Origin of the sequence: Ramlibacter sp., assembly GCF_028292805.1 — a bacterium.
In the GTDB taxonomy this organism is placed as follows: Bacteria; Pseudomonadota; Gammaproteobacteria; order Burkholderiales; family Burkholderiaceae_C; genus Ramlibacter.
The window spans coordinates 1-11,919 of record NZ_JAQGLS010000039.1; the positions used below are offsets into that span (position 1 = coordinate 1).

Sequence of the window (11,919 nt, forward strand, 5' to 3'; positions counted from 1 at the left end):
CATCTGCACCGGCGAGCGCGGCGGCGGCGTGCCAAGGCGCTCCTCGCGCTGGCGCGCCCGGGCCGCGTCCTGCTGCTGTTCGCGCGCAGCCTGTTGGGCGTCGCGCTGCAGCCGCTGCTGCTCGCGCTGGGCCTGGGCCTGCTCGCGCACGGCCGGGGACTGCGCCTGGGACCGCTGGGCCCGCTCGCCGGCCTCGCGCTCGCGCTCGGCGCGCAGCCGGTCGGCACGGTCGCGGTCACCGCGTTCGCGCTCGGCCCGGTAGCGGTCGCGGTCGCGGTCGCGGTCGCGGTCGCGGTCGCGGTCGGCACGGTCGTTGCGGTCGCGGTCGTTGCGATTCGCATCTGCACGGGCAGCGGCGCCGCGCTCGCGTTCCGTCCGTTCCGTCCGCTCGTTGCGGTCCGGTTCGCCGCGATCGCGTTCGGCCCGATTCCGGTCGCTGCGGTCCCAGCCGCCGCGACGGCCGTCGTCGCGGTCCTGGCCACGCCGGGGTTCCATCTGCTGCCCGGGGCGCACGTACTGGTCGCGCCGGAACTGCCGCTCCACCCGCGGCGGGGTCGATTGCAGCCGCGGCTGCGGGAAGCGCCCGTCGCGGTCGCCACGGCGGTCGCGAAAGTCCGGCCGCTCGGGCATGAAGCCAATCCGCCCCCGGTTGAAGTTCGCCAGCTGCGCCCGGCGCCAGTGCTCGCTGATGTGGCGGCCGCGACGGAAGTCGTCCTCGCGCACCACGGTCACGCCGTGGAAGTGGCTGCGGTGGTAATGGTCGGGGTAGCCACGCGGATAGCGGGTCAGGTTGATGGCGAAATTGATGCCGCCCACGTAGCGCGGCGAGGCCCGGTAGCTGGGCCACCAGGCTTCGCCGGGCGCCAACGGATACCAGCCGATGGCGGGGCCGACGCCGACACCCAGGTCGATCCCGTTGCCGCCGACAAAGGCCACCAGCCCGGGCGAGTAGACCGGGCGCGGGGCCATGCGGCCGGGCACCCAGGCCCAGCGGTTGCCGATGGTGGCCCAGCGGCCGTAGTGGAACGGCGCGAAGCCCCAGGGGGCGTCGTCCAGCCAGGTCCAGCCCCAGGGGTCGACCCAGCTCCAGCGGCCGTTGCGGTAAGGCGCCCAGTCCTGCGCCGCGACCTCGGGGTACCAGACGGCGCCGTGGCTGGGGTCCTGGCTCCAGGTGCCATGGCCGTCGAGCTGCTGGTAGCCGACCACGCCGCGCGGCAGGTAGCGGGCGCTGATGGACTGGTCTTCCGCCCGGTTGCGCGCGGCGGCCCATTGCGTGAACCCGTCCGGCCGCCAGGCGGCGGCCTGCACCGGCGCCAGCGAGCGACCGGCGAAAGCGGCCTGCTGGCCGGCGCCAAGGCTGACGGTCTGGCCGCCCTCGCCGAACACGGTGGCCGTGCCGCTGTGGACCACCACCCGGGTGTGGCCGCCGGCCAGATCGACCTCGACCCGGTAGTCGCCCGGCTGGGTCGCGCGGAACGCCAGCTGCGGGGTGTCGATCTCGAAGTTCTCGCCCGCCGCCAGGTCGCGCACCCGGGCGTTGACGGTGCCCTGCATCAGGATGAACTGGGCATTGAGGTCGTCCAGCGTGCTCACGCCCAGGTGGCTTTCACCGTCCACGTGCAGCGTGGCCGGGCCCAGGTGCACCTCGGCCCTGGCGCCGCGGTCGCTCCACAGGCGATCGCCGGCCGTCAACGGTCGGTTTTGCGGCAGCTCGACCCATTCTTCGTCGCCCTCGGGCGCGAACACCACGCTGCCCTGCCGATAGCTCAGGTGGCCGACCCGCTCGGGCGGGTCCACCTCCGGCTCGGCTTGCTGCGCCAAGGCCAGCTGGGACGTGCACAGCAGCACGAAGACGGCCAGCCAGGGAAGGCGGCGCCAGGAGCGGAGATGGGCGAGGGTGTCCATGAAGTGCAAGTGTGGGGAAGCCATGTATCCACAACGTGCCACCAGCGGGCCGCGGAGTAAAGGCGGCGTAAATTTCCGCAACCGCGGCGACCACGCCTGCAGAGCTGCGTGACTTGTTGCGCGGACGGGTCGGCCCGCGCCGCGCCCTAAACTAGGCGCTTGCCCGCCCTGATCGAAGTTTCCATGACCTTGCCGGCTATGGCCCGGACCGGACCGCCCGCCGCATGAGTTCGCCCCGTTCCGCCTGGCTGATGCTGCTGGTGCTGATCGGCAGCTTTGCGCTGAGCCAGGCCTTCCGCTCCGTGGCGGCCATCATGGCGCCGCCGCTGCAGCAGGACTTGGGCCTGACGCCGCAGGCGCTGGGCCTGTTCGCCGGCTCCTTCCACTTCGCCTTCGGCTCGCTGCAGCTGTTCATGGGCATGGGCCTGGACGTGTACGGGCCGCGGCGCACCGTGCTGGCGGTGTTTCCGCTGGCCATCGTCGGCGCGCTGGTCACCGCCCTGGCGCCCAGCTTCGGCTGGCTGGTGCTGGGTCAGGTGCTCACCGGCATCGGCTGCGCGCCGGCCTTCCTGGCCTGCACCGTGTTCATCGCGCGCCGGTTCGAGCCGGGTCGGTTCGCCTCGGTCAACGGCATGGCGCTGGGCATCGGCTCGATCGGCCTGCTGGCGACGGGCACGCCGCTGGCCTGGATCATCGAGGCTTGGGGCTGGCGCGCCGGCTTCCTGGCGCTGGCCGCCTGCGCCGCGCTGGCCTGGCTGGCGATCTGGCGACTGGTCGGCGAGGAGCCGCGCGCGCCCGGCGAAAAGCAGCAGCGCCTGGATGTGGCCGCCGCCGTGCGCGGCTACGGCGAGCTGTTCCGGCTGCCGCACACGCTGGGCATCATCGCCCTGGCCCTGTTCACCTACGCCGCCTTCATGGCGCTGCGCGGGCTGTGGCTGGGGCCGCTGCTGATCGACCGCCACGGCTTCAGCCTGGTGCAAAGCGGCCACGTGGCCTTGGCCATTTCGGCCACCGGCATCATCGCGCCGCCGCTGTTCGGCCGGCTCGACCCGGGCGAGCGCAGCCGGCGCCGCTGGATCATCGGCTGCACGCTGGCTTGCGCGGCGCTGTTCGTGCTGATGGCGCTGCGGCCCGGCGCGCTGGTGGACGTGCTGGCGGCGCTGCTGATCGGCACGCTGTCGGGCTTCATCACCATGCAATACGCAGACGTGCGCTCGGCCTACCCGCCGCGCATGACCGGCCGCGCCATGGCCGTGTTCACCATGGCCATGTTCCTGGGCGTGGCGCTGATGCAGTGGCTCACCGGGCTGGCGGCGGCGGCGGCGATCGAGCTCGGTGTGGAACGCTATGCCGCCGTGCTGGCGGCGATCGCCTTTTTCCTCGGCCTGGGGGCGCTGCTGTTTCGGCTGCTGCCGGCGCCCCCGCCGCGGCAGGATGGCGCCTGACCCGGCACAATTGGCGCCATGAAAATCACCAAAGACACCGCCGTCACCCTGCGCTACAAGGTGGCCGAAGCCAACGGCAAGCTGATCGAGGAAAGCCGCGAACCCATGGTCTACCTGCATGGCGGCTACGAGAACACGCTGCCCAAGATCGAGCAAGCGCTCGACGGCCGCGAGCCGGGCTACGAAACCACGCTGCAGCTGCAGCCGGCCGACGCCTTCGGGGTGCGCGACGAGTCGCTGGTGCGGGTGATCCCCAAGGGCGAGTTCCCGCCGGGCGTGAAGGTCGGCGGCCAGCTCGAAGGCCGCACCGACGACGGCACGCCGCACGTGTTCCACGTCATGAAGATCAAGGGCACCGAAGTGCACCTGGACGGCAATCACCCGCTGGCGGGCAAGGAGCTGAAGTTCACGATCAAGGTGGTGAGCGTGCGGGCCGCCTCGGCCGAGGAGATCGCCCACCGGCACGTGCATGGCGAGCACGGCCACCACCACTGAGAGCCGCATTGAAAACGCGGCGGCGCGTACCCAACTGAGGTAGACCATGTCCTCTTCCACCTCCCCCGTCCTCGCCGTCAAGCCGCTCGGCTTCCCCTGGGAAACGGCTGACCCGTTCCTGTTCTGCGCCTATCATGACGACGCCTACCCGCGCGGCAACGGCGCGATGGGGCCGGCCGCGTCGCTGGCCGGGCGCGACATCGGCCAGGACTTCAGCCGCAAGGACGGCTGGAGCATGTACCACGGCGACGCCGTGCCGGGCTTTCCCGCGCACCCGCACCGTGGCTTTGAAACCGTCACCATCGTGCGCAAGGGGCTGATCGACCACAGCGACTCGCTGGGCGCCACCGCGCGCTTCGGCGGTGGCGACGTGCAGTGGGTGACGGCCGGGCGCGGCATCGTGCACTCGGAGATGTTCCCGCTGCTCAAAGCCGACGAGGAAAATCCGCTGGAGCTGTTCCAGATCTGGCTGAACCTGCCCGGCCGCAGCAAGATGGCCGAGCCGCACTTCACCATGCTCTGGAACGAGCAGATGCCGCGCCGGCTGGTGGCCGACGCCGAAGGTCGCAAGACCGAGGTGGCAGTGGTCGCCGGCCGCTACGGCGATGTCGCCGCGCTGCCGCCGCCACCGGACTCGTGGGCCGCGCAAGCCGACAGCGATGTCGCCATCTGGACCTTGCGAATGGAGCCCGGCGCCGGTTTCTCGCTGCCACCGGCGGTGCTGGCCGGCACCCGCCGCACGCTCTATTTCTTCAAGGGCGACGCCGCCTCCATCGGCGGCCATTCGGTGCGGGGACAGTCCGCGATCACGCTGCAAGCCGACGTGGAAGTGGCGATCGTCGCCGGCGACACGGCGGCCGAATTCCTGCTGCTGCAGGGCCGCCCCATCGGCGAGCCGGTGGCGCAGTACGGCCCGTTCGTGATGAACACGCAGGCCGAGATCCAGCAGGCTATGCAGGACTACCGCAGCACGCAATTCGGCGGCTGGGAATTTGCCGATGCCGCCCCGGTGCACGGCAGCGAGCCGAGACGGTTTGCGAAGTACCCGGATGGGCGGCAGGAAACACCGGCCGCGGCCTGAGTCGCTGGGGCCTGCGCCGGCACGGCGTGGCTGTCAGTACGCCCGCTCGCCGCGCGACCAGGTGCCCCGCACCACCGGCATGCCGCCGACTTCCCTGACCCGGATGTAGTCGGCCCGCTGCGCCGCAGCGATCTCGCCGCGGTCGGCCAGCCCGATCGCGCGTGCCGGGTTGCGGCTCACCGTCGCCACGGCACGCGGCAGGCTCCACCCCGGCTGGTCGCGCAGCAGGAAGGCCGACTGCACCAGGCTGGCCGGCACGTAGTCGGACGACATGATGTCCAGCAGGTCGCTGGCGGCCAGTTCGGCGGCCGAGACGTTGCCCGAATGCGAGCCGCCCTTGACCAGGTTGGGCCCACCCATCACGATCGCCATGCCGGCCGCGCGGGCCGCCTGCGCCGCCCGCACGGTGGTGGGGAACTCCGCCACCGCCACTTGCTCTTGCCGCGCCAGCTCCACGTGCTCGACCTCGGTGTCGTCGTGGCTGGCCAGCGGAATCCGCCGCGCATGGCAGCCGGCCACCACCTGGGCCCGATGGCCGGCGGCATGGCGCGCCTGCAGCTCGATGCGCTCGCGCACCAGCTCGTCGTACTCGTGGTCGCGCAGGCTGCCGTTGCGCTCGGTGTAGCGGCGGTACTTGGCCAGGTCGCGCCACTGGCGCTGCCCCGGCGTGTGGTCCATCACGCTGACCAGCTCGACCAGCGGATCGTCCGCGAACCGCTCGAAGTTGGCGACGATGTCGCAGGCCGAGATTTCGCAGCGCAGGTGCAGCATGTGGTCGACCCGCATCAGGCCGTCGCGGCGGCAGGCATGCAGCGCGGCGATGGAGGTTTCGTAGGTCTGGCTGCGGGTGCCGCCGTTGTCCATGTCGCCGATCACGATCGAGTCCAGCACCGTGGTGATGCCGGCGGCGGCGCACTGCGCGTCATGGGTGACGGTGGCCGAGGTGGCGTTCCAGATCACGCCCGGGCGCGGCACCAGGTGCTTTTCCAGGTTGTCGGTGTGCAGCTCCACCAGTCCCGGCAGCAGCCAGTCGCCGTCCCAGTCCTCGGCTGCGGCAAGGGAACTGCCGCCGGGGTCGATGGCGCGGATGGTGTCGCCCTCGATCACGGCGCAGCCCAGGAAGCTGTCAGTGCCGGTGACGATGCGGGCGTTGCGGATGATGCGTTGGTTCATGATGACTCGGGGTGGATTCAGGATCGGTAGGCTTCGATGTCGAGGCAACGGCTGGCGACGGCGTCGCGCACCTGCGCGTCGTGGAAGATGCCGATGACCGCGGCCCCGTTCGCGCAGGCCTCACGGATCAACTGCACGACCACGGCGCGGTTGGCGGCGTCGAGCGACGCGGTGGGTTCGTCCAGCAGCAGGATGGGATGGCCGGCGATCAGGCCGTGGGCGATGTTCACGCGCTGCTGCTCGCCGCCGGAGAAGGTGGCGGGCGGCAGGTCCCACAGCCGCTCGGACAGGTTCAGGCGCGCCAGCCACTGCGCGGCCCGCGCGCGGGCCGCCTCGGGCGCGGTGCCCAGCTGCCGCAGCGGCTGCGCCACCACGTCCAGCGCCGACACCCGCGGGATCACCCGCAGGAACTGCGAGACGTAGCCCAGCGAGTGCCGCCGCACCGCCAGCACCTCGCGCGGCTGCGCCTGCGTCAGCTGCACGCCGCGGCCTTCGTGCAGGACGGTGACGGTGCCGGCGCTGGCGCCGTAGTTGCCGTACAGGCAGCGCAGCAGCGAGCTCTTGCCGCTGCCCGAGCGGCCGGTCAACGCCAGGCATTCGCCGGCCGCCACCGCCAGCTCGACGCCGGCGAACACCGGCAGCTGGGCCCCGCCGCGGCCGTGCAGGGTGAAAGTCTTGGCCAGGCCGCGCGCTTGAAGGACAGGGATCATGGGGTGAGCACCGAGGAGACCAGCAGTTGCGTGTAAGGGTGCTGGGGGTCGTCCAGCACGCGGTCGGTCAGGCCCTGCTCGACCACCTGACCATCTTTCATCACCAGCATCCGGTGGGCCAGCAGGCGCGCCACGGCGAGGTCGTGCGTGACCACCACCGCCGACAGGTGCAGGTCTTCGACCAGCTCGCGCAGCAGGTCCAGCAGCCGCGCCTGCACCGAGACGTCCAGGCCGGTGGTGGGTTCGTCCATGAACACCAGGCGCGGGCGGGTGACCAGGTTGCGGGCGATCTGCAGCCGCTGCTGCATGCCGCCCGAGTAGGTGCCGGGCAGGTCGTCGATGCGGCCGGTGTCCAGCTCGACCCGTTCCATCCAGTGCAGCGCCTCGCCGCGCAGCCGCCCGTAGTGGCGCCCGCCCAGGGCCATCAGGCGCTCGCCGACGTTGGCGCCGCCCGAGACGTTCATGCGCAGACCGTCGCGCGCCTGCTGCTCGACGAAGCCCCAGTCGGTGCGGGCCAGCCAGCGCAGCCGCGCCTCCGACAGCGAGGCCAGGTCGCACAGGCCGCCTTGCTGCTGGGCGTCGCGCATGTCGTAGGAAACCGCGCCTTCGTCGCAGGGCAGCCGGCCGGCCAGCAGCTTGAGCAGCGTGCTTTTGCCGGAGCCGGACTCGCCGACCACCGCCAGCACCTCGCCGCCATGCAGGTCGAAGCGGACATCGCGGCAGGCCCAGCGGGCGCGCCCGCCCTGCATGAACTGCTTGCCGACGCCACCGGCGCGCAACAGGACGTCGTTCATCCCACGGCCTCCAGCGGATCGCGCAGCCGCACCACCTGCTGCGCGCCGGCGTGGCCGCCGGCCTGGCGCTCGCCGCAAAAGTCACTGTCGGAGCAGACGAACAATCGGCCGCCGGCGTCGTCGACGATCATCTCGTCCAGGAAGCTGGCGCGCGAGCCGCACAGGGCGCAGGCGTGGGCCCAGCGCTGCACCTCGAACGGGTGGTCCTCGAAGTCGAGGCTGCGCACCCGGGTGTAGGGCGGGATGGCATAGATGCGCTTTTCGCGGCCGGCGCCGAACAGCTGCAGCGCGGGGTTCATGTGCATCTTGGGGTTGTCGAACTTGGGGATCGGCGAGGGCGAGGCAAGGTAGCGCTCGTCGACCAGCACCGGGTAGTCGTAGGTGCGCGCGATGGCGCCCAGCTGCGCGATGTCTTCGTACAGCCGCACGTTCATCAGCCCGTAGTCGGCCAGCGCATGCATGCGGATCGCCTCCGTCCGGCGCGGCTCCAGCCGGTACAGCGGCTCGGGCATCGGCACCTGGTAGACCAGGATCTGGCGCTCGGTCAGCGCCGTCTCGGGGATCCGATGGCGGGTCTGGATCAGCGTCGCCTCGACGGTGCGCGTGGTGGTCGGCACGCCGGTGGTGCGCTCGAAAAAGCGTCGGATGTTGACGGCATTGGTGGTGTCGTCGGCGCCCTGATCGATCACCTTGAGCACGTCGGGCCGGCCAATCAGGCTGGCCGTCAGCTGGATGCCGCCAGTGCCCCAGCCATAGGCCAGCGGCATTTCGCGCGAGCCGAACGGCACCTGGAAGCCGGGAATCGCCACGGCCTTGAGCATGGCGCGGCGGATCATCTTCTTGGTCCGCTCGTCCAGGAAGGCGAAATTGTAGGCATCGTCCATTCAGGCCACCTTCTTTCCGGTTGCATCGGGCTGCACGGCGGGCGCCGCGTGGGCGGCGCGCAGCTTGCGCACCAGCTCCAGTTCGGCCTGGAAGTCCACGTAGTGCGGCAGCTTCAGGTGCTGCACGAAACCGGACGACTCCAGCACGTCGGCGTGCGACAGCACGAACTCCTCGTCCTGCGCCGGTGCCTCTATGGTCTCGTCGAGTTCGCGGGCGCGCAGGGCGCGGTCCACCAGCGCCATCGCCATCGCCTTGCGCTCGCTGCCGCCGAACGACAGGCCGTAGCCTTGCGTGAACTGCGGCGGCAGCTCGCGGCTGCCGGCGAACTGGTTGACCATCTGGCACTCGGTGATCTCGACGTCGCCCATGTCGATGGCAAAGCCAAGCTCGTCCGGCACCATCTCCACCGCCACCGCGCCGCGCCGGATCTCGCCGACGAACGGATGGCCGTTGGCGTAGCCGCGCTGGGTGGAGTAGCCCATTGCCAGCAGCCAGCCTTCGTCGCCGCGCGCCAGCGCCTGCAGCCGCAGCGGGCGGTCGGCCGGGAACATCAGCGGCTCGCGCGTGAGGTCGCCAGGCTCGGCGCCCGCGCGCGGTGCGGGCACCTCGACCAGCCCTTCGCGCGCCATCAGGTCCTGCACCCGCGGCACCGCCTGCGGCAGCGGCTCGGCCGCCGGCGCCGGCGTACTCGCCCGGCCTTCGGCCAGCAAGCTGAAGTCCAGCAAGCGCTGCGTGTAGTCGTAGCTCGGCCCCAGCAGCTGGCCGCCCGGCACGTCCTTGAAGGCCGCCGAGATGCGACGCAGCAGGTGGATGCGCGCGGTGTCCAGCGGCAGCGCGTAGCCGAACCGCGGCAGCGTGGTGCGGTAGGCGCGCAGCAGGAAGATCGCCTCCACCAGGTCGCCGGCCGCCTGCTTGATGGCCAGGGCGGCCAGTTCGCGGTCGTACAGCGAGCCCTCGGTCATGACGCGGTCCACGGCCAGCGGCAGCTGCTGCGCGATCTGGGCCACCTGCAACTCGGCGACGGCGCGGTCGCCGCGGCGCTGGCCTTGCAGCAGGCGGCAGGAGTTTTCGATGGCGGCGGCTCCGCCCTTGACGGCAACGTACATCAGGTGGTCTCCAGCGGGCCGACGCGCGTGCTGCGCGGCAGGGCCAGCAGCTGTGCGCCGCAGGTGAAGAACAAGTCCACGCCTTGCGGGAAGCCGGCGTGGCTGGCCTGCCATTGCGGCCAGAAGGCATCGGGCAGGCCGGCCAGCGACAGCGTCTCGCGGTGCTGGATGCCGGGGCCGTGCGCGTGCAGCTCGGTGCCCCCGCGCAGCGCGGGCACCTCGATCAACAACGTGCAGGACTGGTCGGGCGCACCAGCGCTGCCGGTGCGAAAGCACTCCAGCGGCGGCATGCGCGCGGGGTCGGTGACCACCGCGAAGGTGGCGGCCGCCGGATCGTCGGTGGCCGCTGCGCCGGTGTGGAACCGCAGCCAGTAGCGCAGGGCATCATCGGCCTGCTGCCACCAGACCGGCGTGTCCTCGTCGGCCAGTGCCAGCAGCAGGTGCGACATGGCGGCCCCCAGCGGCAGCCGGGGGATGAGGCGGCCGGCGAGCTGCGGCCGCGCCGGCCGCGCCAAGGCGTCCAGCGCGATGCGAAAAGCCTGCTGCGCGTCGTGCACCGGATCCTGCAGTCCGGCCCATGGGAGACTGCTCATGCGTCCCCCCGCATCATGGTGAAGAACTCGACCTTCGACGAGGCAAGCTCGCGGCTGCGCTGCGTCCGCTGGCCCGCTTGCTGGCGCGCCAGCGGCTCGATCACTTCGTCCAGCAGGCGGCCGTGCAGGCGCGGCTCCTGCAGCAAGGCGTCGAGGGTCGCGACCAGCTGCGCATGGCGGCGCGACCGGCCCAGCACGTAGCCCACACCCAGGTGGGCGTCCACCCGCACCGCGCAGCGCGTGACGGTGGCTTCGCCCAGGTTGAAGGCGTCGCCGGTGCCGCCGACACGCCCGCGCAACATCACCATGCCGCACTCGGGTGCGCGCACCAGCTCGTCGCCGCCGGCCGGCAGCCACTGCGTCACGGCGCGCTCCAGCGTGTCCTGCGGGGCACGCGCCAGCACGGCCAGCCAGCGCTGGCGCGGAGTTCGCGGAAAATCGGAAACTGTCATACGGATGTCCAGATCGGTTCGTAGAGTCGAAGGCATGAAGCCCAGGACTGCACTTGAACCGTTCACCGTGACCTATTGATGACAACCGACCTCCAACTCGCAGCGCGCTACGCCATCTACCACGCCCCCGCCGTCGACTCGGCCTGGTGGCGGTTCGGCGCCGGCTGGCTCGGCCGCGACGAGCTGCGCGACCTTGCGTTGCCGCAGCCGCGCTTGGCCGGGCTGTCGCCCGATCGCTTCGCCGCCGCCACCGCCGGGCCGCGCCGCTACGGCTTCCACGCGACGCTGAAAGCGCCGTTCCGGCTGCGCGCAGGCGCCAGCGAGCAGCTGCTGCTGCGCCGGCTGGCCGAGGTGGCGGGCACGTTGGGCGCGGTGCCGCTGGGCGCGCTGTTTCCGCTGCAGCTGGACGGCTTCGTCGCGCTGGTGCCGGCCGGGCGACCCGAAGGCCTGCACGCGGTGGCCTCGCATTGCGTGCTCCAGCTGGACGACCTGCGCGCGCCCTTGACCCAGGCGGAGCTGGCGCGGCGCGGACCGCTCGATGCGATCGGCGCCAGCCTGTTGCAGCGGTACGGCTACCCGCACGTGCTGGAGCGCTTTCGCTTTCACCTGACCCTCAGTGGCCAGGTCGACGACGCCACCGCGCAGGTGCTGCTGGCGCGGGCGGCCGAGGCGGTGGACGCCTTGCAGCACGGCGCCGCCGGCTGTGCCCGCCTGGATCGGCTGTGCCTGTTCCGGCAAGACCATGCGCACGCGCCGTTTCTGCGCATCCACGACGAGGCGTTGGTGCCATGAGTGCCGCACGACCGCCCCAAGGCACCGAGCCCCCGCCGCTTGCGAAGGCGGCAGAAGCAGACCGCGCGGCGGGCAATCCAGGGGGAGCTTGTCCATGACTGGTTGCTGGGTGATCGTATGCGGGCCATCCGGCGCCGGCAAGGACAGCGTGATCGGCTGGGCCCAGGCCGCGCTCGCGCGCCATCCGCGCGTGCGCTTTGCCCGCCGGCTGGTGACGCGGGAGGCCCACCCGGCCTCCGACCACGAGCCGGTCAGCGCCGGCGAGATGCAGGCCTTGCGCGCGCGCGGGGCGCTGGCCTGGCACTGGGAGGCGCATGGCTGCGCCTACGGAGTGCCGCAAGCCTGCGCCGACGCGGTGGCCGACGGCAAGGTGGTGGTGGTCAACGGTTCGCGCGCGCACGCCTTGTCGCTGGCCGACTGCGACAACGTGCGGTGCGTGCTGGTGACGGCGCCCGACCCGCTGCTGCGGCAACGGCTGCAGGCGCGCG

Annotated in this window: 13 protein-coding genes; 5 read left to right on the plus strand and 8 right to left on the minus strand. The window is 71.8% G+C overall.

The genetic code is table 11. The features are described from left to right. On the minus strand, window positions 1-1,905 hold a 1,905-nt coding region (locus tag JWP65_RS01970; RefSeq protein ID WP_299759839.1), incomplete at its 3' end, for a DUF6600 domain-containing protein. 224 nt (window positions 1,906-2,129) lie between these two features. On the opposite strand from JWP65_RS01970, the gene JWP65_RS01975 reads away from it, so the two are divergent. The 3 genes from JWP65_RS01975 to JWP65_RS01985 are packed head-to-tail and all read left to right on the plus strand — an operon-like array spanning window position 2,130 to window position 4,926. Continuing rightward, window positions 2,130-3,350 (plus strand): MFS transporter, encoded by a 1,221-nt coding sequence (locus JWP65_RS01975; RefSeq protein ID WP_299759841.1) that lies wholly within the window; start codon window positions 2,130-2,132, stop codon window positions 3,348-3,350. Between the two features lie 18 nt (window positions 3,351-3,368). Next, entirely contained in the window at window positions 3,369-3,845 is a 477-nt protein-coding gene (locus JWP65_RS01980; protein WP_299759843.1) for a peptidylprolyl isomerase, read from the plus strand. 46 nt (window positions 3,846-3,891) lie between these two features. Beyond that, a complete protein-coding gene (locus tag JWP65_RS01985; protein WP_299759845.1) occupies window positions 3,892-4,926 on the plus strand; it encodes a pirin family protein in 1,035 nt (344 codons plus the stop codon). Window positions 4,927-4,959: 33 nt separating this feature from the next. On the opposite strand, the gene JWP65_RS01990 is transcribed toward JWP65_RS01985, so the two are convergent. From JWP65_RS01990 to phnG, 7 genes are read right to left on the minus strand one after another with little or no spacing between them, the layout of a single operon-like run. Then, window positions 4,960-6,099: an alpha-D-ribose 1-methylphosphonate 5-triphosphate diphosphatase gene (locus JWP65_RS01990; protein ID WP_299759847.1), complete on the minus strand. Its 1,140-nt coding sequence runs from the start codon at window positions 6,097-6,099 to the stop codon at window positions 4,960-4,962. 17 nt (window positions 6,100-6,116) lie between these two features. Then, window positions 6,117-6,809 (minus strand): phosphonate C-P lyase system protein PhnL, encoded by a 693-nt coding sequence (phnL, locus tag JWP65_RS01995; RefSeq protein ID WP_299759849.1) that lies wholly within the window; start codon window positions 6,807-6,809, stop codon window positions 6,117-6,119. Next, complete coding sequence (gene phnK / locus JWP65_RS02000; protein WP_299759858.1) at window positions 6,806-7,558, minus strand: phosphonate C-P lyase system protein PhnK; 753 nt, start codon at window positions 7,556-7,558, stop codon at window positions 6,806-6,808. Before phnK ends, phnL begins: the two co-directional genes overlap by 4 nt. 41 nt (window positions 7,559-7,599) lie before the next feature. Next, window positions 7,600-8,487: an alpha-D-ribose 1-methylphosphonate 5-phosphate C-P-lyase PhnJ gene (locus JWP65_RS02005; RefSeq protein ID WP_299759851.1), complete on the minus strand. Its 888-nt coding sequence runs from the start codon at window positions 8,485-8,487 to the stop codon at window positions 7,600-7,602. Next, window positions 8,488-9,594 (minus strand): carbon-phosphorus lyase complex subunit PhnI, encoded by a 1,107-nt coding sequence (locus tag JWP65_RS02010; protein WP_299759853.1) that lies wholly within the window; start codon window positions 9,592-9,594, stop codon window positions 8,488-8,490. Next, entirely contained in the window at window positions 9,594-10,187 is a 594-nt protein-coding gene (gene phnH / locus JWP65_RS02015) for a phosphonate C-P lyase system protein PhnH (RefSeq protein WP_299759854.1), read from the minus strand. Before phnH ends, JWP65_RS02010 begins: the two co-directional genes overlap by 1 nt. Next, on the minus strand, window positions 10,184-10,639 hold the full coding sequence (gene phnG, locus JWP65_RS02020; protein ID WP_299759855.1) for a phosphonate C-P lyase system protein PhnG: 456 nt from the start codon (window positions 10,637-10,639) through the stop codon (window positions 10,184-10,186). The genes phnH and phnG overlap by 4 nt, the downstream gene beginning before the upstream one ends. 78 nt (window positions 10,640-10,717) lie before the next feature. On the opposite strand from phnG, the gene JWP65_RS02025 reads away from it, so the two are divergent. Both JWP65_RS02025 and JWP65_RS02030 read left to right on the plus strand, forming a co-directional pair. Then, complete coding sequence (locus tag JWP65_RS02025) at window positions 10,718-11,431, plus strand: DUF1045 domain-containing protein (RefSeq protein ID WP_299759856.1); 714 nt, start codon at window positions 10,718-10,720, stop codon at window positions 11,429-11,431. 94 nt (window positions 11,432-11,525) lie between these two features. After that, on the plus strand, window positions 11,526-11,919 hold a 394-nt coding region (locus JWP65_RS02030; RefSeq protein WP_299759857.1), incomplete at its 3' end, for an AAA family ATPase.

Excerpts from the sequence above, each read along its gene's own strand:
- phnH (WP_299759854.1), bottom strand. The coding sequence starts at position 10,187 with ATGAGCAGTCTCCCATGGGCCGGACTGCAGGATCCGGTGCACGACGCG.
- JWP65_RS01990 (WP_299759847.1), bottom strand. The coding sequence starts at position 6,099 with ATGAACCAACGCATCATCCGCAACGCCCGCATCGTCACCGGCACTGAC.
- JWP65_RS01975 (WP_299759841.1), top strand. The coding sequence starts at position 2,130 with ATGAGTTCGCCCCGTTCCGCCTGGCTGATGCTGCTGGTGCTGATCGGC.
- JWP65_RS02005 (WP_299759851.1), bottom strand. The coding sequence starts at position 8,487 with ATGGACGATGCCTACAATTTCGCCTTCCTGGACGAGCGGACCAAGAAG.
- JWP65_RS01980 (WP_299759843.1), top strand. The coding sequence starts at position 3,369 with ATGAAAATCACCAAAGACACCGCCGTCACCCTGCGCTACAAGGTGGCC.
- phnL (WP_299759849.1), bottom strand. The coding sequence starts at position 6,809 with ATGATCCCTGTCCTTCAAGCGCGCGGCCTGGCCAAGACTTTCACCCTG.
- phnG (WP_299759855.1), bottom strand. The coding sequence starts at position 10,639 with ATGACAGTTTCCGATTTTCCGCGAACTCCGCGCCAGCGCTGGCTGGCC.
- JWP65_RS02010 (WP_299759853.1), bottom strand. The coding sequence starts at position 9,594 with ATGTACGTTGCCGTCAAGGGCGGAGCCGCCGCCATCGAAAACTCCTGC.
- JWP65_RS02025 (WP_299759856.1), top strand. The coding sequence starts at position 10,718 with ATGACAACCGACCTCCAACTCGCAGCGCGCTACGCCATCTACCACGCC.
- phnK (WP_299759858.1), bottom strand. The coding sequence starts at position 7,558 with ATGCAGGGCGGGCGCGCCCGCTGGGCCTGCCGCGATGTCCGCTTCGAC.
- JWP65_RS01985 (WP_299759845.1), top strand. The coding sequence starts at position 3,892 with ATGTCCTCTTCCACCTCCCCCGTCCTCGCCGTCAAGCCGCTCGGCTTC.